Below are 22,640 nucleotides of genomic sequence, written 5' to 3'. Positions count from 1 at the left end.
TGGGCAAGATGATAAAAAATTGCATAAAATTTCTACATTTTTTTAGCCGGAATAAATGGACAAATCAGGACAGTGAGGATAAAATAGAAGAAAAAGCATAAGGAAAGGAATTCCCATGAAAAAGAAAGTATTAGCAGTAATTATAGCGGCGATGGCTGTTCTGGCCGGGTGCGGAGGTGAGGGAGGAGAACCCCAGTCTCCGGTTCAGACCGTGAAACCGGTGGTTATTGTGGACGAACCGGAAGTAACATCGGAACCGACAGAAGAGCTGACGACAACTCCGGAGCCGGAAGAAGATCGCGAGGGAATGTACCGCAGCGAGCTGACAAATGAATGGATTGATGAGAGCCTGCAGAATCAGCGTCCGATTGCAGTCATGGTGGACAATGAGAAGACTGCGCTTCCCCACTATGGACTTACACAGGCTGATGTTGTTTACGAGATTATGAACAGCACGGCAAACGGCAGGGTTACACGGTTTATGGCAATTGTGAAGGATTGGGGCAGCCTTACGCAGTTCGGCAGCATAAGGAGTACCAGAGAGACCAATATTTACCTTGTTGGAGAGTGGAATGCCATACTCTGCCACGATGGAGGCCCGTACTTTGTAATGGGAAATTCAGCAGCAAATTATAAGGGTCTGATTGCGCAGAAGGATTATTGCGACAACCTCAGCGGCATATTTCCCCGTGTAGAAAATGGCAAGCCGTCGGAATTTACAGAATATATCGTACAGGATGACCGTAGTGTAAAAAAATCGGGGAAAACGGTTGCGGAAGGAATCAGCAGTAAAGGATACAGTGTGGAGTACAATGAATATTACATAGGGCCGCATTTTAAATTTTCCAGTCAGGAATATGACTTATCCGGTGAGTCCGGTTCATTTGGCTGTAACGAGATTCAGCTCAAACCTTTTGAACATAATAATTCCAGGCTTGAATACAATGAGGCCACAGGAACTTATGATTATTACGAGTACGGAGAGGCCCACCTTGATCCTGAAAATGGGAATGCACAGCTTACTTTTGAGAATCTCATTATTCAAAAGTGCAGTTTTAGCGTACATGAGCCGGCAAAGGAGGGATATTTTATCTATAACTGCCTCGGCAGCGGTGAGGGATATTTTATTACAAACGGAACAGCTATTGACATAACATGGGAAAAGGGCGGAGAGGCTGAAAACGGCAGCGGCGCTTCCCTTACTGTTTTCCGGAACAAGGCTACAGGCGAAGAGATAGTGCTTAATACAGGTAAGACATACATTGCACTGGTACCGGATGACACATGGAATACCATCGTTATTAAATAAGATAGTATATAGTTTTCTTAAAGGATGGGCATGTCGGCGTGCCCATCTTTTTGTTACTGCGGATGATGAGACTGGGTGGCATAAATGGATAAAAGGAATTTCTTCCGGAAGAGCCGGATTCTTTATTTCTGTATTGCAGTTTTGGTAATTTTACTGAATGCGGCAGCATGGAACAGTACCGTTTTTGCGGATTGGTATATTGCGTATATTTTTCCTGTCTGGGTAAATCTCTACGGTCGTGTGACAGGGCTTTTTGCTTTTTCCGTGGGAGAATGGATGCTTGTGGCAGGTGTTGTGCTTGCGGCGATGGCGATAGCAATTGGCGTGATATGGGCAGGTATCGGTGTGACCATGGCACTCCGTTTTTGCCTGTACCGAACCGTATATGGGACGAAGAGAATGACAGTAAAAGCTGACAGTGTTTTTCGGAGATTCAGCCGGAAGTTTTACAGCTTTTTTTGGTGGGTGCTGCTCATTGTAAGCCTGGTTATGACGCTGAACTGTTTTATTCTTTATCATGCATCTACTTTTTCAGAGCATTATTTTGGAGAAGATACGGAAGCGTATACCCTGGTGGAACTGATTGAGATATATAACATGGTGGCAGAGCAGTGCAATCATTTTGCCCGGGTGATGGAGCGGGATGAGAGCGGTATGGTGTTGTATAGAGGAAGCGCGGGGGCAGACGGAGAGACTCTGGATATGGAGGATACGGCGAGGATGCTGATGAGACAGCTGGGGGAGACATATCCGCAGTTGGATGGATTTTACCCCCGTCCGAAGGCGCTTCTATCCTCGGATTTCATGTGCCAGCAGCATATGCAGGGGTACTATTTTCCTTTTTCCATGGAGGCAAATTACAATGATGTCATGCACATTTTGAACTTTCCGTCCACAATGTGCCATGAGCTTGCACATCTGAGAGGATATATCTATGAGGATGAGGCAAACTTTATCGGTTATCTGGCCTGTGTGCAGTCTGAGGATGCTTTTTTTCAGTATGCGGGATATCTCAGTGTACTGACTTATCTGAACAATGATTTGTACAAAGTGTGGGAAAACAACCGCATTGCCTACGAAGAAGCCGTGGAGATACTCCGGCCTGTGACAGTGGACAGGCAGGTCTGGGAGGACAATGTCTTCGTAGTGCAGGAAGAATGGGACCGCATCAACAGAAAAGCATGGATTGATACAGAAGTCGTGGATAAGGCGGCTGATGTGTTCATTGACACGAATCTGAAAGTGAACGGTGTGTCGGATGGCGCGGCCAGTTATAGTCGGGTGGTTCGGCTGCTGCTGCAGTATTATCGAAGCGGTCCGGGTAGCGGGAAGGCAGCCGAATAAATTCCGGCTGATCGTAAATCCTTGATTTTATTGAAAAGAACATGGATTTAAAGCACTGCGGCAAAAAAGCAGGTGATGGGAATCGAACCCACATATCCAGCTTGGAAGGCTGGTGTTCTACCACTGAACTACACCTGCAAATAAAACAACTATTCAACTTTTCTTCTGCCCTAACAACATTGATTATTTTACACGAAAATGATATCGCTGTCAAGAGTTTATTTTAATTTTTTGGATTTTTCCCAATTTTGTCTGCAATCCTGTGTGATAAAGATAAATGCCATTTCTGTATTCCTCCCGACTCCTGTTCAGGCTTTGGATAAAATTTTCACTGATGCGGGAAATGTCAGACTGTTATATTGTTAATTACCGGATTTGTGATAAAAGATATTTGCCACTTGTATAAATAAGGCAGATATGTTAAAATATAGGTAGGGAAATCAAGATAAATTTAAATTGTCGGTGTACCACCACAAGAGGTTGCCGCCTCTTGTGGCAGGGTATGGTAAGAACACTACCACACGATACAGAACAAGTCTGCGATACACACATGATTATTATAAAGCATTTTGAATAAAATTACAATGCTTTTTGTGCTGTTGGCAGAACCTTGTATCTGGCCTTAAAATACGTAAGAGGTGTAAAGTGTGGACGCATACTTTGCACCTCTTTCTTGGTTCCCCTTTGCTACCCGCGGCGGCAGTGTAATCTGCCGCCGTGTGGTGTTTCAGTACAAACGCAGACCCTATATTGAAAGAAAATTTCAGGGCTGAGAGAACAGGGAGATGCGGGAGCCATGAATGATGTATACAGTTTATTTGTGGATGAGGATGAGGAAATGGTTGCCGTGTTCGGGGAAAAGTATCTTCATAATTTCCTGGAATATGGAGCTTCCGGGAAGGGGTTTGGCGTGTTGAGTGACAAAAGGCTGTATTGCTGCGGAAAATGTTATTATAAAATATGCGGGGTGTATGTGGCACATAACTGCCGCTATATTATCAATGTGGGGGATGTGTCCTGCACCGGAACGCGTTCGGCCGGGATGGCGGTTATGATTCTGCTGGATCTTGTCTTTGCGGCAGTATGGCTTTTGCTTGTTACATTAAGTGTGGCGGCGGTAAATGCAGGAATGGGATATGCGCTGTTTTCATTTTGCGATATGGCAGTAATCAGCGGCTTACTTCTTATTTTCGCGCTGGCAGCCGGCATACTGTATTTTTGCAGAAAAAAGACGGAGATATTTGTGATTCAATATGCGGGAAATGAAATCGCTTTTTTGACACTGTATTACCCTCAGGGCGAGATACTGGATTTTGAAAGAAAAATACATAAGGTAAAAAATAAAATTTTGGCTTGACAGAAAGGGAAATTTCCCGTATACTGTTTTAAGTAAACAACAGATAATTAATTTTGCGATAGTGGCTCAGTTGGTAGAGCGCCACCTTGCCAAGGTGGAAATCGCGGGTTCGAGTCCCGTCTATCGCTCTTCAAGACCTCATGAATACTGAATTTGCGAGGTTCAGTAATCAGTGAGTAATCAAAAGGTAATCAAGCGCATTGGGGTGTGATGATTACCTTTTATTTTTTGCATCAGTGGGACTGAAATTCCGGGATACTGTTCAGCAGAACTGTTTTTGCTGCTATATCCTTACGGTTGCGGTGGTAATACTGCTCGGTACATGATATATCCGTATGCCCCATCAGACTGATTACAATTGATGTATCCACGCCGGCTGACAACAATATACTTGCATATGTCTTTCTGGCTTTGTGTGTAGATTTATCATGTACTTCTGTTTCCTTGCAGACACGGTGTAAGCGAAGTCTTACGGTATAAGCACGGATTCTTGAACCATCTCTCATAAACAGGAATTCACCTGATGGATTCATCTGCTTTATCTTGTGCAGTATCCAGATATAATCAGTAGGGACAATGACATTCCTGATTCCGGCAGCCGTTTTCGGTGTATCTTTTATGGCATATACATCCTTTCCGGTCTCCTTATCCTTATAATGTGATTCTGTACGGCATATATGGATAACATTGCCTTCTACATCCTCAGGTTTAATAGCCACAAGTTCACCCACCCGTACCCCGGTGACAAACATCAGCAGGAGTCCAAGGTTTACGATATCAAGGTTATCCTTGAGATAATCAAGCACGACCGGCAGTTCATCCTGCATAAACACTTCGCTGCATTCATCTTTCTTGACTTTAGTGAATGCATTCCGGGAGATTTCCAGATCATTGACTACCTCCGTTATGCTGAAAGATATGAGCTTCTTCTTTTTTGCCCTCTTGAATATCCCGTACACCAGAATCCGCAGATTCCCGAAAGACTTAGCTGTCAGAGAAAAATCAGAAATTGATTTCAGCATGAATTCTTCAACATCCAGTTCCGTGATGCCTTTAATTTCCCTCTCTCCAAAAACGGAAAAGAATCTTCGGAAATCAACAGAATATCTGTCAAAACTCGCCTTGGAGATCTCCTTTGTTTCCAAACGGCTGTCTATCCACTCATGGAATATATCGGCAACCGTTGGATTGTCAGCCTGTTGAGATAGGCACTTAACGATGTCATTCTCCAAATCCGTTTTCAACTTGCGCTTCTTAAGGATTCTCCCTCCTTTGCCATCCGGAAGATATGTATACCAACAGCCATTTTTCCCCTCCCATATCTTGCAGGGATGTTTCTCTAATAATTCCTTTCTCTTGCTCATCTCTATTTTTTCTTGCACGTATGATAAATCAATCATACCATTGTCAACAGCATATTTCAATACTTCGTTTTCGCTCATTCTGTTCCAAGGAGCCGGTACGTACCTTGTGCTGGCCAGCGGCTCTCCAGCTCCTTTCCATTCTTAGATTCTCCTTCAATTGGGAAATTTGTCCTTAGTTCCTTCGATATCCAGATGACCAGAATCATTTATGCTTTCCTGATTTGTATGAAACGATTCTGCTATTTGCATGACCAAGATACAAATATAAACCTTGAAATCATGCGGTTTATAGCCTTATTTGTATATTTGCATACGTTTATAGGTCGAACAAAATATGTTCCTGTATATAGGTCTCAGACATACGCGAAGCTGTGTCCATGGTCGCTCCACTGTAATCAATTATTTCATTCCAGAATCGGATAGCCACTGGATGACCCTTTTGACAGGGAGGTTCCAAAAGCCGCAACACTCTCATTGGTAGATTTGCATCATCCATCTGCCTTTCATTCAGGAACTGATAAAAGCTGATTTTTGCCAACACTATCCTTGAAAACAAATCTCCTCTACCAGCCCACTGTCGTAGAATATCAATACTTTCAACATTCCTGTCACTTTTAGCAGGTTCATCACTCTTCAACAACTGTATGAAAGCCAGTCTGGCTTTAGCTTTGGGTACACGATGAACAATCTTATCAAAACAATGATTTGCAGTTCCCAAGTCCCTGCTGATAAGAGTTGACAGATCACCGATGCAAATCATTCCCCAGTAGTATAAAAATTCAGTACAATATTTTTCTTCTGAGTCCTTATCAATTTCCACTGAAGTTATGCATTCCTGTAATTGGGTAATTGTTTTTATCAGGGCAGGATGTTCTTTCCATGTAGTACGGTACAGCGCTTTTATGGCATCAACATCTCCGTCAAGAACCCGTTTACCCAAAAAGCTACACAGTAGACCAACTTGCGGGCCTGTGTACATAATGGCATTCTGAAACATATTAATGTCCCCTTTCCTTATTTAAAGTGCTTTACCGCCCGTTTAAAATTTTCAACTGCTTCTTTCTGATTCTGCGGTTTTCGATCTCTCTTTTCCCACTTTTTCTGCGCTCGCTGTTCCTTTTTTATGCTTTCGTCTATCAAATCCCAAATTTTTTGAGACTTCTGCCAATCTTCTCTACTATAGTTACCATGGCTATATGTCTCTTCCGATTGAAGAATTGCATTCATGATATCTGCAACCGGGAGATCATTAAGCAGTTTTCCCTCCCAGAATGTTGTTGAAAAATCCTGATAAATGTCGATATCATAAGCAATTCCGTCAATCAATTTAAATTCCTCCTCCAAGGAAATTTTCTGCATTACGGTACAAGCTCCTATTATCCGGAATTTCTCGATTTCCCACGGTTCCATCATTTTTACCCCCACTTATAACCTCTTCAAATTTTGCATCATTAAACTTGATACACTGATAAGTTTCATGATTTACATACAGCCTGTGAATGAAAGACTTTGCGCCACTAGGCAGAATGCAACCATTATCTGCAAGCTTCTTTCGTATTGCCGACTCGCTGGCAGCGAATTCTCTTCCGTTGCGTCGATAATATGCAGCCACTTGTTGGAATGCCGTATTGTTCTTCAGGTACACATAGCCTTGCTTGGTAAAACCAATTGCCGTCTGACTGTTGGGTGTAGCATAAGAATTATTTCTTGCCTGCAGTTTTTCGATATGAACCTCCTTTGTCTCCAACAGTACCTGCAGCGCTTTGAAGAATCTTTTTGTCTCGTCCAATTCAGATACACGTTCAGCTTGCTGTTCCAGAAGATTCAGAAAAATCTCTTTGGACTCAGCGGAAAGACTGTCGAATTTCTCCTCGTCGATTCCTTTTATGCTCAATGCCCAATCCAGAAATTCGGAAAATGATATATATAGCCAAGTACACATGTCACTGCTCCGATTATCCACCCAGACATCTTTCGCATTGAGTTTCTCTCTCAAGGTATTTCTTGCCTGGAGAAATTTCTGCACAAGCCTTTTACAATAGCAAGCCACACCCTGTTTGCCTATATACAAGATATAGTCGTTTACAAATGCTCGATACCTATCATGGTGTGCTTGAAGCCAAGTCAGTTTTTCCACATCAATACTTCTTTTGTCTAATTCTAAAACCAACAATCTTGCTTGTGTGGACTGAACATTAAGCTGTATCTGTTCAGCAGTTACCACGGCAATGCCATGGGCTATATTTGTGACAGTGGAGTTGTCAATTCCAGCTTTTTTAATACCACCAGAATCATCGCTGCACATCCGTACAATCTTGCTAAGTTTCTGGATCATATCATTATTCTCTGCCCGAGTAGCGCCAGGTTTATAATCATCAACAATAACCACTGAATCACGTACACTTCCGACAGTTCTGACAAGTGCTGCTGTTGTTGCCTCAAAATTTATGTCTGCTTCAACACCGTGATCATAGTCAAAAAACAAAGAAGCCAATGTAGTTTTAAATGACTGCGTAGGGGCAACCAGACAGCAGACCCCTTTAAAATAAACATCGCCCTCTATCATCCAGCTATGAACTAATGACAGAATTTCGATTGCAATCAGAGGAATCGTTACCGATGGTGGGGCAACATCCAACATCTTCAAGGCATGCTCACAAGATTCCCTCTCTGTGTCTTTCTTCCAACAACCTTTATCGCAAAGCGGATGTCCATCTACGATATAGACATTGCCGCTGTCCAATTTCCACCCAGAGTACTGATAATATTCCTCCAATGGGGCATACTTGGCCATTATTTGAATCAATGTTTTAAGATTCCAAAGTTTATTTCTTTCAAAGAGATAAGCTACTCCGAGGCTCTCAATCCATCGGCTTGAAGCCAGTTTTGAAGCATCAACTTTGATTTTCTGAGTTGGCAGGTCCTTTCCCATGATAAGGATTTCAATTTCATATAACGTATTTTCTACACTATTTATACGTAGTACTTTTAAAGGAATCGCACCAAAATTCGTAAATGGCTTTCCACATTGTGAAAAGTAAACATTTCTTCCACCATTTATAACGGTTAATTCGCCCTTATCCACTGCATACTCTTGAGTAGCCTCCTGAATCACTTGTTGAAATTTCGTTATTTCAGTGGGATTGTCTCGAATAGCTTCAATCATTTTTTGATACCGTAAGTGTAAGCTGGGAGAAGATGGTCTATCCCTACTCCTATTATTTCGTACAACCTTAAGTGTATCATCTTTCCTTTGCTCCATTCCTTCCATTGTCTTGCACCTTTCCAGTTATTTTAAGCCGAAGAAATGCTGAAAACCCAAGAATCTTTTTTCTTTTCTTACAATTCATGATATAATCCTTTTAGGGTTCTCATCCTCATTGGCTTCATGATATAAATATATCAAGATACATGGGTGCAAAGAACTAGACATATGGGTGCATTTAAGGTGCAACAAACATGGAAAGGAGAGCAATCATTTAATGACATTCCGTTCTTACATAAATGCTATAAACCGCATTATTAAAATCAGTCAATCCAAAATTGTTATGGAGCTTTTTAAAGAGGCCGGAGCTTCCGCGTATGTTTTAAAGGAAACCGCTAAATCTTGGCTTAAACCTGATGGCAAAGGACATAGGAATTGTAGAATTCATGATTATTTTCCAGAAGATAAATTAGATGAAACTCATTTTATTAAATATCTACAGATCAGAGTAAATACATCATGGAAAGCGCTGCAAGAGATCTTTCGTTCAATAAACGATGATGGTATCATTGATGTTAATACGGATAACCCAGATGTGTTTTATTGGAGTTTGCTGAACCAATTCCAAAAGATATATAATCTTCCTTTATCTGAACCAGATAAAAGTAATGATATGGATACAAAACACCATTATCAAGAAAGCATCATAAGTACAGACACATCGCCTGTTGTTTTAAATACTACAGGCATAACTGAAATTGCCATACCTCAAGAATGCAAATTATGCCTTTATTGCGAAAACTGGAAAGGCAATACACATGATTCATGCCAAAATGCCACTGGTACATTTGGGAGGTGCATCAAGTACAGCAAGGATATGTTGTCTACAGCCGGAACCAACTGTATTGAATTCATCCCAGAGTATAATCGAATTGCAATGAATACCTTGTTGAGAAATACCTCTATCGGCATTGGTTCCACATTCGCTATGCCTGATAAGAAAGGTATAAGTAGATAAATTTATATGCCCTAAATTTGTGTGTGTTAAAATTCGACATATCTATCAATCCAGATATCCTATATCAGAAATTCATACGCTTCACTTCGTAAAGAACATTTAATTGACGTGGGGTGTCATTACCCCACGTCAATGATTATCGCATCATCTCATTTTCACATAATATATGTATTATTACTTATATAATTTATATCATATACATACTTGATTCATAATCAATATTTATAGTACTAATCACATACTATAGAGATAAAATATCCAGTATTATGATTCATTGATTTACTACCAATATTGCGTAAATAAATTATTACTAATGATATCGGCGCCATCAAAAGAACACTTATCACATGGGAACTTATCAGGCAGACCGCCACCTCCTGATTGCTTATCTGTATCAGAATACCATGGTCACTGACATACAACACATTTATCACATAAGATGTTCTGAGGTCATACGTATCAATGTATGCACATATTATCAATAAGATGATACTGTTGAAGTAAGGATCGAAAAGTGATCTTACTTTCTTTTTTGTCTCTCTCTTATGGCTGATTGAGGGAGATAGAGACCTTAACAAATGTACTTTTGATGTTTTTATTATTATTGCGAGTAATCTATCTTAGTATCTTATTTCAAATGAAAATGTAAGGAGAAATGAATTATATGCGTTCGTCATTAGGTTTTCACACAATGAAACTATCCATGTATCTAATAAAAACAGATCAACTACTCGAAGATTTCAAGAAGTACAGTAAACAGACAAGATCTATCCAAATATATCCAGACAAAAATGGAGATACAATAATCAGGTTCTTTCCTAAAGACAACGGAATAAAATGGTCAATATGTCATAATGTATGGATAAATAAAATGAATGGCAGTGTTGATATCATAAATGTGACTATAAATCCCAAAATATTGTCTGGTACTACCGATTACATCACAGCTGCGACATACCATGATCTGAATGTTGCAATTACAAATTTTAACAGTATATCAAAACAAATATCACCATTGTTAAACACCTTTGATTTCTATACGTTAAATCGGATTGACTATTGCATCAACTTTGACTTGAACGAACTAATAGGTGAATATGATCCTGAACTGATCATGAACCTCATTGGGCGAAGTGACATACCTCGTTATTATAAAAAATGGTCTAAATATGATAATATTGCGCACAGGCAGAAAAGCAAGCCGGGTAGCTTTTATCTGATAAACGAGTCCGTGAATGTTAATTGCTATAGTAAATATATGCAGCTGCAAGCACGTTCACAAGAAAATATGGAAAGAGGATATCCACCAATTTCACAAGAAATAATGGATGGCGCAAGGAGTATCATCCGTTTCGAGATCCAGTGCAAATACCATAAAACTTACGCACTATCTAACATGGCCCAAAAATCCGGGAACCTAGACTGCAACAAGTATAAATCTCTGCTTGCCCCTGATAAATGTAATCAAATAATTGAATATTATTTTAACCGGATAATCGGAAAAGGAGACTGGTACACACTACACGAGGCCATCCAAATAATAAAAAGCCATGGATATAACAGTCAGCATAAAAAACGATTGATTGATGCCCTACAGTTAGTGAGCCAATGTCGCAGTGTGGCCAAAGCAAAAACATTTTATCAGGGCAATGAACTGGAGTCTTTCAAACGAACCTTGAAAGAATTATCCATACTCGAAATTAACCCTGTGACCATCCCGAGAGAATGGGACACCAAGCATATCCCCAACCTTTTGCGTGTATACAATAGCAAAATGTATGATGAATGGTCTATGAGCTTCTGCCAGCTCCTTACATCTAAGGAACTCCGCCAACTGTATAAAAAACCATAATGTCCCCTACTTTTCATTATAATACTGTAGCATATAGACAGAATATAATGTATTAGGAGTCCCACTTTGGCGGCATGAAATTACTATATTATATTTCATTGTAACCAGTATAAATATGACAAGTATGCCCAACGAGTACATAAAAAACAGGATATCTTATATACATGAAGTATCCTGTTTTTAAGTACTGGCGAGGATTTTTTACCATTCCTACGATATTCTAACCTTTGCCTGCATTTTTGCTCCAGATTGATCTATTCCATATTGTCCCACAATTCTTTTTTGTACTTATAAAAGCTCTTCCTCGAAATCCCCGCCTGTCTCATGGTCTCTGCATCTGTCAGGGAACCTCCGAAAGATCTGTTGTGCCTAAGGATAATCTCTTTCGCCGCCTTTGATTTTTTCGTCTCATAAGTCGCTCCTCTGGGATGCCCAATCTGTTTTCCGTTGAGCCTTGCCGTCTCAATACCCTCCCTGGTTCTCTGGTGCAGGTCGGATACCTCCTTCTGTGCCTGCTCAAAGGCAATGCGTATCTGTTCCCTCGCAAGCTCCATCAGATAATGGTTCACTCCATCCAGTATCAGGTCAACCTTGTCCCCGGTAAGTGCTACCTGATTCGTCATTGCTCTTCTATAGGTCTCCGTATTGATGTGCGGCTCCTTCAGGAACACGAGAGATACATCCTTATGGAACAACTCTTCATAGAGCTGGAACCCCTCTTCCGAATCCCTGCTCATACGGCTGACGGAGTCAAAGATGATGGTATCCCCCGGATGCACCTTCTCCAGAAGCTTCTCCAGTTCCTTCCTCCCCTGAAATTTAGTACCTGTATAGGTCTCCCTGACAATAATGGATTCCGGATATGCCGTCTGTATGTTCCGTACCTGACGCTCGATGTTCTGTTTCCCCGTACTGATTCTGCAGTATCCATACTGCCTCATTTCACCTTTTCCATCCTTTCCGCCTCGTTCCTCACCATTTCCTCAAAAGAAAGGCTTCTCTCACCTGTGAATCCCCATTCTCCATCGGAATCAATGAACCCCTCCGTCCATTCCGGATAATCAACCGGGAGTTCCCCAGTGGTCAGGAATGTTCCATAGAAATTGACAAGGATTCCCGGCTTGTACCTACAGGGTATTCCGTCACTGTCCCCATCTGCCAGTTCCCAGAAACGGAACCACTCAGGGACAGAGGCACGGTCAATCCTCAGATCATTGAAATATCCTGACACACCCCTGATCTCCATGGGCGTCCACATCTCCGTTCTTGCATCATGCCTCATACTTTCAACTCCTCCTACTGTTTTAAACTGTAATGCTCATCCATCTCCAGAACGTCATCCAGACAGTACCCGGTTTCCTTCAGCAGAATATCCAATGCCACAGCAATCCCATCGTCATATCCCTTTGCATATTCATCCTCAGCATCACATCCCCCTGCACCATGGATTCTTCCTATGGCTCTTTTTACAACGAACCCAGATATGCAGCTATCTTTGGAATCTCCATTTTCAGTATTCCTACAATGGCTCACGGCACATGATCTTGTACATTTTTCAACATCCTGCCCACAAGAATCTGAATCACCCTTTGCCCCTGCCTCATCCTCTGCAAAGTGGAAAGTGGGATTCCTTTTCCTTGCCTCACATCCAGCAAGCCATTCCCGAACTGCCCTTGTACAGTGTTTCTGTCCTGCAGTAAACGTACCATCAGAGAACACAATCCCCATGTCACTGTCCTCAATCAGCTTAATCCAGTACACATAGCCGCCATACTCCGGCCTGACTGAAATCTCATATATCCAGTATTCCGTATCACACTTGGGAAACGAAAGCAGGTTCCTCCCATGTTCAGAACTGTAGTCCACACGCATCTGCCCGAAAATCCAGTCCTCCAGTTCCTTCAAATCCCTGAACTGCTCCCTCAGTTCTTTTTTGTGGTAATCGTTCCAATACTGTATCATCCTAACTGTGATCATCTTATACATCCTCCGCTTCGAGTCTTCATCCTATTTCACATCCGCCATCACACCATTTAATCAGATTACAAATCTTCATTTCCTATATCGACGCTGAATCCAACACCAATCTCTTGCAGACCTTTGTTCATTACAGTCTCTTAGATGTTATGGGTCTTTGCACTTGGGTTGAAAACCTATCTTCATTACTACATTGAAACAAAAGAAACATGATAACACACTCCATCCTGTCACTGATTCCATCATGGAGCACGGCAAGAGGTGGCAACTCTGACGTTCGCCAGAACTGCCACCCTGTATCTGCTGTTTTTACCCCCTAAAACACAATGCTTTTACTACTTTTTCAGCTAACATCAGAACTGCCACCAATTCCATTGTTCTCCATAAAACTATAATAAGCCCCATTCCTACCGATTATGATGTGGTCCAACAGCCCTATATCCAATAGCTCCCCCACTTCCCTGACCTTCTTTGTTGTCTCTTCATCTTTCCGGGATGGTGTCGGGTCACCACTGGGATGGTTGTGGAACAGGATGATATTTACAGCATTGCTGATGATTGCCACCTTGAATATCTCCACTACAGAGGCAGGGCAGCAGTTCACAGTACCCCTTGCCACCACATCAATGTTCGTTGCCCGGCCACCTGAATCACAACAGACGACCACGACATGCTCCCTGTTGGAGTGCCTGATGATGTTCCTTTCTACCCATTCTGCAGCTTTCCGGGATGTAATAAGGTCTTCACGGAGATATTCCAAATATTCATCCACCACTACCTGCAGGCTTACAATGGGTATCCTGGTATGTCCATCTATCTTCTCTGTTGTCTCAAATGCTCCCATCACGTTCCTTCCAATGCCTCCACCTCAGATCTTTTCTCATCAATCAGCTTCAGTATGAAACCTTCTGTGACAAACCCGGCTATGAACCCATTGCTGCGCAGGACCCTTTCCTCCATGTCATCTAACATCTCCAGTACTTCCTTTTTCGTCATGATTCCCGTTCCTCCTCCAATCTCTGCGACTGTCTCCATCAGCCAGTATAAGAAGACTGGATCTCTGTCTCCAGTCTATTGACAGATACCTCATACGCCACCCGCTTCTCCGTTTCCGTCTCCGAAAGTTTCTTACTATACTCCCGGCTCTGGATTCTCCCCGTCACATTTACTGCAGAACCCACATCCAGTCCGGATGCCAGTACCGCATCCTTTCCCCATACGATACAGGGGATATAGTCGGATTTTCCGCAGGGCCTATTCACCGCCAGGAGGAGATCACAGATTTTTCGTCCCAAAGGCGTCTTCCGGTAGGATGGGGGCTTGCACAGGAATCCTTTCAGAAAGACACGGTTGTTGCTCCCATAATCCGTACATTCCCCCTCCAGAAAGCGGATTTCCTGTACGAATACGGAAAGTTCCAGATGGCTCTCCCCACCCTCTTTCTTGTTATAAGAACGGAACTGCCCCGTGATCTCCACGATACTGTCCGAATAATCCCTTTCCCCATCTACAAGCTCCTCAGGAAACATCAGGGGAACGGCATCCATGATGCCGCTGGCACGGCAGACAAGGATATCTGTCCGGAAGAACCTCTCCCCAAACATCTCATGGCTATAGCTGAATCCTGACATGATCTCACCGATTACGCATACCCCGTTGTTCTCCATTCTCTCATCCTTCATTGTATCTTTCCTCTCTTCCTAATCTCTTGTAATTACCGGAGTCTCTGCCTCTACAGAGCCATCAGACATCCACATCTCCGTACACTCAAAGGAATACATGTTCTCATCACATTCCGGGCAGTAGTACGGATATTCTTTACGCAGCCGCCTTTCCCTTTCCCTCTGTACCTCTGAACCACATCTCCTGCAGACAACCTTTCTGCAGGTTTTCCGTTCCGTTCTTTTCCGCCCCCACTTCTGAAACGGTATGATGATGCTCCATAATATAAAATGAGATACACATCCACCCCTCATACAATCACAACCCTCTTTTCTGCCCTGTCATAACGGTAAAGGGTATCTGACAGCACCTCCTCCGGGGCCACCTGGGTACTGTTCACATCTCTGATCATCTTTTTCAGCGCTTCACTATCCTCATTTCCCATATCCGGGATAATGATTGTCTCATGGATAGAACTGGGGAGGATATAGAAGTCACTTCCCATCTCTTCCGCCATCTTATCTAATACACCCGGATAGAGGATGCAGACGGCTCCACGGGTTCTCTTATTGTTGGTCAGCACTTTCAGTGGAATCCCGCAAGGCATCTCCATAGGATTTTCTATACCCGCATCCTCCCCTGACCCTATCATTTCCTCCAGTATCTCTCCTAATCCTCTACATTCCCACGGAAAGAGCCTCTGTGTGTTGCGCTCCGCCAGAGCGGACAGTTCCATTATGTTGCTCCTCCACATTTCCATATGGGAGTCATAAATCAGGATTATCCCATCACCCATTTTCTCATCATGGTAGGCATAATAGAAACAGATAGCCAGATCCAGAAACTCAACATGGGGGATACCCTTCAACATCTCCTCGTTCCCCTTCCTCCCGATCAGGCAGTAGCATATCCTGTCACGCACATTTACAAAGGATTTGAAAAAATCCATTTTAATCTCATCCGGCAAGGTGTCCCTCCGGTAAACAGCCAGCAGCTTCCTGACAACCTCTTCAAACGGAAGGCCCGACTCATATGCCTCCAGGAAATGCTCCAGATAAATGGTCGGAACCACTGTCTGCCCTTTTGACAGAATCAGCAGCCCATGTAAGAGGATGCCGTTATTCTTCCTCACTTCCCTGACCTCTGTACGGAACCCTTCACCCAGTTCCCTCTCCACTTCAGCGCATACTTTCTTCGCAAAAACTTCCATATCCATTTTCACTCACTTTTCATCCTTTCATCAAATACAGAAAAGGAGCCGATGGTAAGATGATTCTCCTCTCCATAGCTCCCTTTCCGAAATTACTGTATCATTGTTGTACTACTTCCATTACATCTTCCACACACCCTATGCCGCACTCCCTGATGTCCTGTTCTTGGGCTTGGTCTGTTTCAATGCGGCAATGGACTTATTGTATATCTCAGGTGTCATCTGGCTCATGTCCTCAATCCCATAACGCTTCAGTACTTCGTCCAGAGTTACACCAGTCCTGTTCAGCTCCGCCATCAGTACGATTTCCTGTGGCCCGCTGATACCCGATTTTCTATTGCTACTATCTCTGGAATCTGTACTGCGCCTTCCCTTTTGCCCATTCATGGGTTCCTGATTCTGGCTTCCCGCCAGTGACCTTTCCTGTTCCTCAACAGAATCCTTATCCTGTATTTTCCTCTGACCGGCTCCGTTTTTCTGCTCCGTCTTCTGTTGGTTCCGCTTCTGTGGTTTGTCTCCCTGACAGGTACTGCCGCACTGTCCCAATGTATATACTGTCTGGCCATGGGAATCCTTGATTTCAAGAGCCACAATCTCCCTATTGTCATTGAAAGAGATTGTACTTACCGAGAACCGCTCATTGGAAAAGTATTTATCCCCTTTCTTCTGGATGTTTGTCTTTGCTGCCGGAATCCAGATGAACGGTGCCGAATACAGTTCCCTGCCAATGCCCCAGTTGAAGCAAGCCCTCTTGAAACTGTCCGATGCCTGGGTTTTCTCCTTCTCCGTATATCCAGTGGTGCCCACATCCTGTTTGGATATCCACTGGCCGGATTCACGGTCAAGAACTTCCACCGTACAGTAGAGGTTCCCGTCTATGCACTGGTGGCTCCGTTTCCATCCGAATGCCCCGAATGTCTCGTCAAGGATGCGCTGGTCAACCCTTGCATCCTTATAGAGCAACAAGCTTAATCCTTTTTCATTAATTACAGATATACGGCACTCAATCTCTTCCGCCTTAAGCAGCCTTATCAATCCCTGTTCCATGTTTCACTTTCACCTCCTCCTTGTGCTCCGGATTCCCCATCTCCGAAAGAGCCTCCAGTTCTCCACACGCATACTCCCTTAGTTCATCGAAGAAGCCATCCTCCCGTGAGAGCCATTCCTGATAGATATGTTCCAGTATCCAGAAAGAAAGGCTCAGGAGCTTTCGCATGGTATCGGAATCCAGATTTTCAACGTGCATCATGAAGATTTCATAGAGGTTCACATAAATCTCAATCTCATAAGAGGACTTGAAGATATCCTCTTTCCCTTTCTGGAGCATGGAATCCCTGAAAAGCTGCAGCTCGATATACAGCCTCTTTGATAGCAAGTCCCTCAATCCATTTTCATCCATACCGATATCCCCTATGCCGCCCTCACTTCAAACCGTCTGGAATGGGAGACCTTCGCATAATCCGAATAGATCTCCGGACGTTCTGCTTTAATCCTCTTCGTATCGAGCCTTGTGGAATCCACGTTCCCCCATGACACACGGTAACATTGGCTGCTTGCGGATTCGTTGTCCCCCATGAAGAGCTTCACTTCCTGCTCAATCTGTTTCTGTTCCTCCTGCAGTTCGGAGATGAACCCCAGGATTTCCTCCCTCCGTCTCAGCTTCTCGTCAAATCCCACAAGCTCAATCCTACTCTCTTTCCTTGCCGTATGGAAATACTGCTCCAGGACTTCATCACAGGCTTTACTTCCATCCGGCGACGGGATGACCCTCGGAACCACATGATCACTCCAGAAGTTCTCTTCCAGTTCGATCAGCCTGCCAATCAGGTTGTCATCCCACTCCAGTTTCCGGTAGGTGAACTCTTTCCCTAAGATCACGGCTGCGATATACCATGTACGTCTCCCGGTGACCGCCATGTAATGGCAGCACTGCATCACATAATGGAGAGGGATGTTCCCGTCCTCCCATTTGTCCGCATTATAGATGCTCGCCGTCTTACATTCCAGCCCTGCATCCTCACCTACTACCAGACGGTCAACATCCGCAATCATGAAAGGATGCTCCGAACTCCTGTACATGAAGTTGGATTTCCTGACCTTCAGACCGGTGGCCTCCATGAACCTCTGCGCCACATAATCCTCAAGGTCATGGCCAATCCTGACTGCTTCATTGTCAAGTTCCTCCACTTCCTCACTGGTCTTGTCCCGGAACACCTTCATAGCGCTGCTGTAGGGGTTGACACCACAGATGGCCCCTGCATCGGAACCACCGATTCCCGACTTCCTCAGACGGAGCCATTCTATGTTGCTGACTCCTGACAACGGTATTTTTTCAAACATAAGATTTCTCCTCGCTGTTGTTTTTATTTTTTACATCCTGAAAAACTAGGGTGACCCAGAGCAGAACAATCCCGGCCACCCTCTGTTTCCTGACCCTCTATTTCTTAATCGAGATCACCAAACTAACCTTACCTTTCCACAACCAATACTGTATCTGATGGAGATACCCTCTATCTCTGTTCAGGCTGCCCTTACCATCTGATATGCCTTGTCGATAAGGGGGTTCCCGTCAACGGTGCGGGCAAACAGGTTCTCATTATAATTGGCTGTCCTACGGAGCGGGTCCGCATGGGTGGCGAAATCGGACACCGCATTGACAAACCGGTAGGCATTGTTCCCCACCTTCTGCAGGTCAGGGGCATCGTAGTAACGTCTCATCATATCCTCACGGAGACGGATGATGTTCTTGCTCTGGATGGGGGTAGGTTCTTTCTCCATGGGTAAAAGCTGCTCGATATATTCCTTCACCTGTGCATCCGTTATCTTCTGTCTCCTGAGTTGCTCGAACTCCACCCCGAGGCAGTCCATGTACTCCTCCGCCATGAAGAGTGTGTCCTTCGCCTCCTGTATCTTGTCCTGGATGTTGCCCGTGTGGATCATGCTGAAGCTCCTCTTTGCTGTGTTCAGTGCCAGGTTCAGGGTATTGTTGCACACGACCCTCACCGGGGTAATCGCCACCTTCACGGAACCGGAGCCGTCATGGGTGTTGCTGAACACCAGATAGGGGCTGATCCTCTCCCCTGCGATGATGTACTCTCTGGGGAGCCTTGCAAGGAGCCATACCTTCTTACCCTCCTGCAGGGAGCCTGCAGTCTCATACTGTACACCCCTGCCCAGCAGTTCATCTGTGAAACTGAACGCATCCACGTTCTGGACTACCTTGTAACGGTCTGACACCACACCCAGTACTTTCCTGTCGGAGCTTCTTACGTTGGCCCTGTAACCCTCCACCACCTTGCTGAAGTTCGTGTAGATGGGTTCCTGTACCACTGTCCAGTCAAGGCCCGCAAGCCTGATGGCGTCCGCTGATGTGGGTGCCTCCTTCACGATGATTCCCAGTCCATGCCAGGGTTTCTCCCTTACCGAAAACATTGTCTCTACATTTGCTGACATTTCTTTCATCTCCTTTTCTTATGATTTTTGAATTCTAACCAACATCCATTGTTGATGGGCATAGAGAAAGGACTCCCTCTATAGGAAGCCCTTCCCTTAGTCCTTACTTTTTGTTCTGCCGTCCGATTGGTTCTGTTTTCCCATCTTTTCAATGGTCTTTGCCGCCGAAAACAGTACCGACAATGCCGCAAGCACTGCCTTTAAGATCTTCTTTTTTGACATCTGTATCACCCCCATTCCTGTCTGATACTTGTAGAATATATATCCAGGATGGGGTGAGATACGGTATGGAACCAGAGTATGATTCGGCTTTTGGTTTGATGGGAACATAGAATTGTCACGGTTTTATTTCATCTCGTTTTTGGGAACAGCGCCATTTCCTGACCGTTCCCTTTTAAACCGTTCATATGTCTTGTAGCCGTTTGCCTTACACTGGGGACATGGGTTTGTTGCTGTATGTACCAGCCCTAATGTGTACGGACATTTGGGGCATGGCGGTTTTATCCTGTAAATCAGGTTCATCTTACTGCCTCCTACAGAGTGGTATAGACCAATGCCTCCATGAACAAAGAGCCATTATGACATACTTATCTCAATCATCGACCATAGCTTTTCTTATGACCTATGCAATCAAAAGAATGGCAACAATTGGATTCAAATAATCCAGATCTTTATTCATCACATCATCTGAAATGTTTAATACCAACAATGCTTTTCCTATGTGTCACTATATTAATATATAAGAGACATGCAATGATAAATTAATGTACAATTTGGAACTGATCTTATGACGACCCCTCTATTTTATCGATACGATACATCAAAATCCTTCACCTTGTGTCAACAGCGAACGATAAGATCTTAATTGTTGTCTCCACTGTTATTTTCCATACTGTCTGCCAGTTTTTTGCAGTGGTACCAATCACTGTCACCACTTCTAAGGCTTTCTCAAGTTCCTTATCACCCATATGCTAGTTTATAAAAAAGGCAATAAATATTCTTATCAGAAACCCTATTGCTGCCAATATTAATGTCAAACTGCCAAGCCCAGCGAACAACGCACAGACAATAGTCACAACACCACTCACAGTACTTTCCGTATTCCCACAATACGGCATCAACATTCCGCTCACAATCAAGGCTTCTATACCTACAAATAGGCTCATCAGCCAAAATTTGGTTACAGGATGTTCGACCCCACAAAGAAATGCAGAAAGTATTTTAGCCACAATAGCTATAGGGATTCCGAAGAAGAAGAACCTGCTCACAACGTTCAATCCTACTAATGAAAGTGTAATACCTGCAATTGCATCAAACAACGCTATACGAATAAACGGCAATTTTGACAATCTTTCTACAAAACAATCGAACCTATAGGATTTGTTTAAACTGGGATCAATGTATGCCATAATATATAATCTCCTCTCATATAAGCTGTTTTTAGTTTCGCTTCTTTGACAACTATATACTTACGAACTCATTAAATAGTTAAATGATATCCATCACCTATTAATTCAGTAAAATTATAAATGTATAGAGTTTTTCCCTATCTCTTTACATACTTGCTGGCTTCATTGCTCATTTGAAATCTTGAACATGCCGAATAATTTGCAGGCTTTGGCACGCCTCCTATTGATAGGCAGCGCCCTTTTGTACGTTCATTAAACTCTACTTGGTAGAAACCATGACTGTGTAATTGTGCGTTCCCCTCCCAATAGTGACAGAATGCACAGACATTACAGCCATAATTATCTGCTCTAGGTAAACCATGTAGCATTTATGTACCCCTCCCTTTGTACATTATCAATTTCATTTACTCCAGACAGAATACTCACTGTCATTTTATCGTACTCAAATTTCTCTTGTTCTAAGTATGTCAGCAGCAGACATTTCCATTCCGCTCCATACTGGATAATTTCATTGGTTTCCTTTCTGGAACTTGTCCGTCAGTATATTGATACTCCTGCGGAATATTGAATTGTGAATTTTTAAATTTAACTTGACATTTGTTTACAATCTTCTGTGCTGCAATGCCATTACATTTAACGTTTATATCATGCAAATCCGATACACTTATTGACAGTATCTAGCCTATATTGGTATAATAATTACTCATCTTCATTTTCTTTCCGACGCTTGCTCAACAACCCTTCAATCACTCTCGCCGAATATCCCCCTGCCCTCGCAATCTTGGCACGCTCCCGTCTATCCGGCTCATTTTTCGCAAGATCAGCAATGAATTCTGGACGATATAGCCTCATTGGGCAGTCAATCTTATCTCCGTGATAATGTGTATATAGTTTCAGCATGGCATCACGTCCGAGTAACTCAAAAAGTTCCAGATAACTATCATTCAGAGCCTCAGCCTCATTACCAGAGACCTCAAATATATCATATATAATCTCATCATTTATATTGTTAAAATCAATCTTTTGCATCGTATCACCTCCCATCTCATTGAATCATAGCATCATTTAATGACATAAATCCAATCATAAAATGAGTTTTTATATGCTACATAAACAGAGAATATTTTTGATAACATAAAATGCAACATTTTATGTAAAATACATATTCTATCTTTATATTGTTGAATTCGCATTTCACACCGCATAGCCACATATACTTACTTTTGAGAACATTTCTTTTCCATGATTCAGCCTGGCCACCATTCCCCTTTCATCTGCTGATAATTGTAGCTGTTTGTCGAGCCGAACAACAGTTGCGCATCCGCAATATCTGATTGCAGACATGCAATTTTACCCTCATATCAATCACTTCAGATACCATATCTGCAACACTTTACTTGCAATGAGCAACACAAATGCAACAGGCACCCCTATCAGGAGCGCCCATCACATATGAATCATTTTTCATTTTGACTGAGCC

Annotated in this window: 26 protein-coding genes and 2 tRNA genes; 6 read left to right on the top strand and 22 right to left on the bottom strand. The window is 43.1% G+C overall.

Going from position 1 to position 22,640, the window contains the following annotated elements; all coding sequences use genetic code 11:
- The first annotated feature begins 115 nt into the window (after positions 1-115).
- A complete protein-coding gene (locus NSB25_RS07865; protein ID WP_103238868.1) occupies positions 116-1,309 on the top strand; it encodes a DUF3048 domain-containing protein in 1,194 nt (397 codons plus the stop codon).
- Positions 1,310-1,393: 84 nt separating this feature from the next.
- The gene (locus tag NSB25_RS07860; RefSeq protein ID WP_103238867.1) at positions 1,394-2,653 is read left to right on the top strand and encodes a DUF3810 domain-containing protein; all 1,260 of its coding nucleotides are present in this window, start codon (positions 1,394-1,396) and stop codon (positions 2,651-2,653) included.
- Positions 2,654-2,720: 67 nt separating this feature from the next.
- Here NSB25_RS07860 and NSB25_RS07855 read toward each other — a convergent pair.
- Positions 2,721-2,791 (bottom strand) — tRNA-Gly (locus NSB25_RS07855).
- A gap of 658 nt (positions 2,792-3,449) precedes the next feature.
- Between NSB25_RS07855 and NSB25_RS07850 the strand changes: the two genes are divergently transcribed.
- Both NSB25_RS07850 and NSB25_RS07845 read left to right on the top strand, forming a co-directional pair.
- Positions 3,450-4,010 carry a hypothetical protein gene (locus tag NSB25_RS07850; RefSeq protein WP_103238866.1) on the top strand — a complete coding sequence of 187 codons (561 nt, stop codon included), beginning with the start codon at positions 3,450-3,452 and terminating at the stop codon, positions 4,008-4,010.
- 55 nt (positions 4,011-4,065) lie between these two features.
- Positions 4,066-4,138 (top strand) — tRNA-Gly (locus tag NSB25_RS07845).
- A 105-nt stretch (positions 4,139-4,243) separates the two neighbouring features.
- On the opposite strand, the gene NSB25_RS07840 is transcribed toward NSB25_RS07845, so the two are convergent.
- From NSB25_RS07840 to NSB25_RS07825, 4 genes are all read right to left on the bottom strand, one after another.
- The gene (locus NSB25_RS07840) at positions 4,244-5,374 is read right to left on the bottom strand and encodes a tyrosine-type recombinase/integrase (protein WP_242982350.1); all 1,131 of its coding nucleotides are present in this window, start codon (positions 5,372-5,374) and stop codon (positions 4,244-4,246) included.
- Positions 5,375-5,690: 316 nt separating this feature from the next.
- Positions 5,691-6,371, bottom strand: coding sequence for a hypothetical protein (locus NSB25_RS07835; RefSeq protein ID WP_103238865.1), 681 nt, complete (start codon positions 6,369-6,371; stop codon positions 5,691-5,693).
- A gap of 17 nt (positions 6,372-6,388) precedes the next feature.
- Positions 6,389-6,700, bottom strand: coding sequence for a hypothetical protein (locus NSB25_RS07830; RefSeq protein WP_103238864.1), 312 nt, complete (start codon positions 6,698-6,700; stop codon positions 6,389-6,391).
- Position 6,701: 1 nt separating this feature from the next.
- Positions 6,702-8,645, bottom strand: coding sequence for a hypothetical protein (locus tag NSB25_RS07825; protein ID WP_103238863.1), 1,944 nt, complete (start codon positions 8,643-8,645; stop codon positions 6,702-6,704).
- 211 nt (positions 8,646-8,856) lie between these two features.
- On the opposite strand from NSB25_RS07825, the gene NSB25_RS07820 reads away from it, so the two are divergent.
- A complete protein-coding gene (locus NSB25_RS07820) occupies positions 8,857-9,597 on the top strand; it encodes a hypothetical protein (RefSeq protein WP_103238862.1) in 741 nt (246 codons plus the stop codon).
- 664 nt (positions 9,598-10,261) lie between these two features.
- Positions 10,262-11,449, top strand: a complete 1,188-nt coding sequence (locus NSB25_RS07815; RefSeq protein WP_103238861.1) for a hypothetical protein — start codon at positions 10,262-10,264, stop codon at positions 11,447-11,449.
- Between the two features lie 254 nt (positions 11,450-11,703).
- Here the strand turns inward: NSB25_RS07815 and NSB25_RS07810 are convergent, their stop codons facing one another.
- The 17 genes from NSB25_RS07810 to NSB25_RS07730 all read right to left on the bottom strand — a co-directional run bounded on the left by NSB25_RS07810 (position 11,704) and on the right by NSB25_RS07730 (position 22,504).
- Positions 11,704-12,390, bottom strand: coding sequence for a recombinase family protein (locus tag NSB25_RS07810; protein ID WP_103238860.1), 687 nt, complete (start codon positions 12,388-12,390; stop codon positions 11,704-11,706).
- A complete protein-coding gene (locus NSB25_RS07805; RefSeq protein ID WP_103238859.1) occupies positions 12,387-12,731 on the bottom strand; it encodes an LPD28 domain-containing protein in 345 nt (114 codons plus the stop codon). The genes NSB25_RS07810 and NSB25_RS07805 overlap by 4 nt, the downstream gene beginning before the upstream one ends.
- Before the next feature lie 14 nt (positions 12,732-12,745).
- Positions 12,746-13,426, bottom strand: a complete 681-nt coding sequence (locus tag NSB25_RS07800) for a hypothetical protein (RefSeq protein ID WP_146039994.1) — start codon at positions 13,424-13,426, stop codon at positions 12,746-12,748.
- Between the two features lie 343 nt (positions 13,427-13,769).
- The gene (locus NSB25_RS07795) at positions 13,770-14,270 is read right to left on the bottom strand and encodes a JAB domain-containing protein (RefSeq protein WP_103238857.1); all 501 of its coding nucleotides are present in this window, start codon (positions 14,268-14,270) and stop codon (positions 13,770-13,772) included.
- The gene (locus NSB25_RS07790; protein WP_172455009.1) at positions 14,270-14,422 is read right to left on the bottom strand and encodes a hypothetical protein; all 153 of its coding nucleotides are present in this window, start codon (positions 14,420-14,422) and stop codon (positions 14,270-14,272) included. Before NSB25_RS07790 ends, NSB25_RS07795 begins: the two co-directional genes overlap by 1 nt.
- Before the next feature lie 38 nt (positions 14,423-14,460).
- The gene (locus NSB25_RS07785) at positions 14,461-15,108 is read right to left on the bottom strand and encodes a single-stranded DNA-binding protein (RefSeq protein ID WP_103238855.1); all 648 of its coding nucleotides are present in this window, start codon (positions 15,106-15,108) and stop codon (positions 14,461-14,463) included.
- Between the two features lie 136 nt (positions 15,109-15,244).
- Positions 15,245-15,391 (bottom strand): hypothetical protein, encoded by a 147-nt coding sequence (locus NSB25_RS07780; RefSeq protein ID WP_172455008.1) that lies wholly within the window; start codon positions 15,389-15,391, stop codon positions 15,245-15,247.
- 7 nt (positions 15,392-15,398) lie between these two features.
- On the bottom strand, positions 15,399-16,304 hold the full coding sequence (locus NSB25_RS07775) for a DUF5688 family protein (protein WP_103238854.1): 906 nt from the start codon (positions 16,302-16,304) through the stop codon (positions 15,399-15,401).
- Positions 16,305-16,436: 132 nt separating this feature from the next.
- Entirely contained in the window at positions 16,437-17,345 is a 909-nt protein-coding gene (locus tag NSB25_RS07770; protein ID WP_242982349.1) for a hypothetical protein, read from the bottom strand.
- Entirely contained in the window at positions 17,317-17,697 is a 381-nt protein-coding gene (locus NSB25_RS07765; RefSeq protein WP_103238911.1) for a DUF3848 domain-containing protein, read from the bottom strand. The genes NSB25_RS07770 and NSB25_RS07765 overlap by 29 nt, the downstream gene beginning before the upstream one ends.
- Positions 17,698-17,708: 11 nt before the next feature.
- Complete coding sequence (locus NSB25_RS07760) at positions 17,709-18,638, bottom strand: YqaJ viral recombinase family nuclease (protein ID WP_103238853.1); 930 nt, start codon at positions 18,636-18,638, stop codon at positions 17,709-17,711.
- Between the two features lie 180 nt (positions 18,639-18,818).
- Positions 18,819-19,751 carry a DUF932 domain-containing protein gene (locus NSB25_RS07755; protein WP_103238910.1) on the bottom strand — a complete coding sequence of 311 codons (933 nt, stop codon included), beginning with the start codon at positions 19,749-19,751 and terminating at the stop codon, positions 18,819-18,821.
- A gap of 96 nt (positions 19,752-19,847) precedes the next feature.
- Positions 19,848-19,973: a hypothetical protein gene (locus NSB25_RS07750; protein ID WP_257479240.1), complete on the bottom strand. Its 126-nt coding sequence runs from the start codon at positions 19,971-19,973 to the stop codon at positions 19,848-19,850.
- A 123-nt stretch (positions 19,974-20,096) separates the two neighbouring features.
- A complete protein-coding gene (locus NSB25_RS07745) occupies positions 20,097-20,273 on the bottom strand; it encodes a hypothetical protein (protein ID WP_172455007.1) in 177 nt (58 codons plus the stop codon).
- 449 nt (positions 20,274-20,722) lie between these two features.
- The gene (locus NSB25_RS07740; protein WP_103238852.1) at positions 20,723-21,160 is read right to left on the bottom strand and encodes a hypothetical protein; all 438 of its coding nucleotides are present in this window, start codon (positions 21,158-21,160) and stop codon (positions 20,723-20,725) included.
- A 699-nt stretch (positions 21,161-21,859) separates the two neighbouring features.
- Positions 21,860-22,189: a hypothetical protein gene (locus NSB25_RS07735; protein ID WP_103238851.1), complete on the bottom strand. Its 330-nt coding sequence runs from the start codon at positions 22,187-22,189 to the stop codon at positions 21,860-21,862.
- A 165-nt stretch (positions 22,190-22,354) separates the two neighbouring features.
- A complete protein-coding gene (locus tag NSB25_RS07730; protein WP_257479239.1) occupies positions 22,355-22,504 on the bottom strand; it encodes a hypothetical protein in 150 nt (49 codons plus the stop codon).
- Positions 22,505-22,640: the final 136 nt, after the last annotated feature.

This window comes from Acetatifactor muris (assembly GCF_024623325.1).
GTDB lineage: Bacteria > Bacillota > Clostridia > Lachnospirales > Lachnospiraceae > Acetatifactor > Acetatifactor muris.
This window is presented reverse-complemented; position numbering and strand designations above follow the sequence as displayed.

What these genes read in the sequence shown, in the direction of transcription:
- NSB25_RS07865 (WP_103238868.1), top strand. Translation starts at nt 116, where the DNA reads ATGAAAAAGAAAGTATTAGCAGTAATTATAGCGGCGATGGCTGTTCTG.
- NSB25_RS07860 (WP_103238867.1), top strand. Translation starts at nt 1,394, where the DNA reads ATGGATAAAAGGAATTTCTTCCGGAAGAGCCGGATTCTTTATTTCTGT.
- NSB25_RS07850 (WP_103238866.1), top strand. Translation starts at nt 3,450, where the DNA reads ATGAATGATGTATACAGTTTATTTGTGGATGAGGATGAGGAAATGGTT.
- NSB25_RS07840 (WP_242982350.1), bottom strand. Translation starts at nt 5,374, where the DNA reads ATGAGCAAGAGAAAGGAATTATTAGAGAAACATCCCTGCAAGATATGG.
- NSB25_RS07835 (WP_103238865.1), bottom strand. Translation starts at nt 6,371, where the DNA reads ATGTTTCAGAATGCCATTATGTACACAGGCCCGCAAGTTGGTCTACTG.
- NSB25_RS07825 (WP_103238863.1), bottom strand. Translation starts at nt 8,645, where the DNA reads ATGGAAGGAATGGAGCAAAGGAAAGATGATACACTTAAGGTTGTACGA.
- NSB25_RS07820 (WP_103238862.1), top strand. Translation starts at nt 8,857, where the DNA reads ATGACATTCCGTTCTTACATAAATGCTATAAACCGCATTATTAAAATC.
- NSB25_RS07815 (WP_103238861.1), top strand. Translation starts at nt 10,262, where the DNA reads ATGCGTTCGTCATTAGGTTTTCACACAATGAAACTATCCATGTATCTA.
- NSB25_RS07810 (WP_103238860.1), bottom strand. Translation starts at nt 12,390, where the DNA reads ATGAGGCAGTATGGATACTGCAGAATCAGTACGGGGAAACAGAACATC.
- NSB25_RS07805 (WP_103238859.1), bottom strand. Translation starts at nt 12,731, where the DNA reads ATGAGGCATGATGCAAGAACGGAGATGTGGACGCCCATGGAGATCAGG.
- NSB25_RS07800 (WP_146039994.1), bottom strand. Translation starts at nt 13,426, where the DNA reads ATGATCACAGTTAGGATGATACAGTATTGGAACGATTACCACAAAAAA.
- NSB25_RS07795 (WP_103238857.1), bottom strand. Translation starts at nt 14,270, where the DNA reads ATGGGAGCATTTGAGACAACAGAGAAGATAGATGGACATACCAGGATA.
- NSB25_RS07790 (WP_172455009.1), bottom strand. Translation starts at nt 14,422, where the DNA reads ATGACGAAAAAGGAAGTACTGGAGATGTTAGATGACATGGAGGAAAGG.
- NSB25_RS07785 (WP_103238855.1), bottom strand. Translation starts at nt 15,108, where the DNA reads ATGAAGGATGAGAGAATGGAGAACAACGGGGTATGCGTAATCGGTGAG.
- NSB25_RS07780 (WP_172455008.1), bottom strand. Translation starts at nt 15,391, where the DNA reads ATGTGTATCTCATTTTATATTATGGAGCATCATCATACCGTTTCAGAA.
- NSB25_RS07775 (WP_103238854.1), bottom strand. Translation starts at nt 16,304, where the DNA reads ATGGATATGGAAGTTTTTGCGAAGAAAGTATGCGCTGAAGTGGAGAGG.
- NSB25_RS07770 (WP_242982349.1), bottom strand. Translation starts at nt 17,345, where the DNA reads ATGGAACAGGGATTGATAAGGCTGCTTAAGGCGGAAGAGATTGAGTGC.
- NSB25_RS07765 (WP_103238911.1), bottom strand. Translation starts at nt 17,697, where the DNA reads ATGGATGAAAATGGATTGAGGGACTTGCTATCAAAGAGGCTGTATATC.
- NSB25_RS07760 (WP_103238853.1), bottom strand. Translation starts at nt 18,638, where the DNA reads ATGTTTGAAAAAATACCGTTGTCAGGAGTCAGCAACATAGAATGGCTC.
- NSB25_RS07755 (WP_103238910.1), bottom strand. Translation starts at nt 19,751, where the DNA reads ATGTCAGCAAATGTAGAGACAATGTTTTCGGTAAGGGAGAAACCCTGG.
- NSB25_RS07750 (WP_257479240.1), bottom strand. Translation starts at nt 19,973, where the DNA reads ATGTCAAAAAAGAAGATCTTAAAGGCAGTGCTTGCGGCATTGTCGGTA.
- NSB25_RS07745 (WP_172455007.1), bottom strand. Translation starts at nt 20,273, where the DNA reads ATGAACCTGATTTACAGGATAAAACCGCCATGCCCCAAATGTCCGTAC.
- NSB25_RS07740 (WP_103238852.1), bottom strand. Translation starts at nt 21,160, where the DNA reads ATGGCATACATTGATCCCAGTTTAAACAAATCCTATAGGTTCGATTGT.
- NSB25_RS07735 (WP_103238851.1), bottom strand. Translation starts at nt 22,189, where the DNA reads ATGCAAAAGATTGATTTTAACAATATAAATGATGAGATTATATATGAT.
- NSB25_RS07730 (WP_257479239.1), bottom strand. Translation starts at nt 22,504, where the DNA reads ATGTCTGCAATCAGATATTGCGGATGCGCAACTGTTGTTCGGCTCGAC.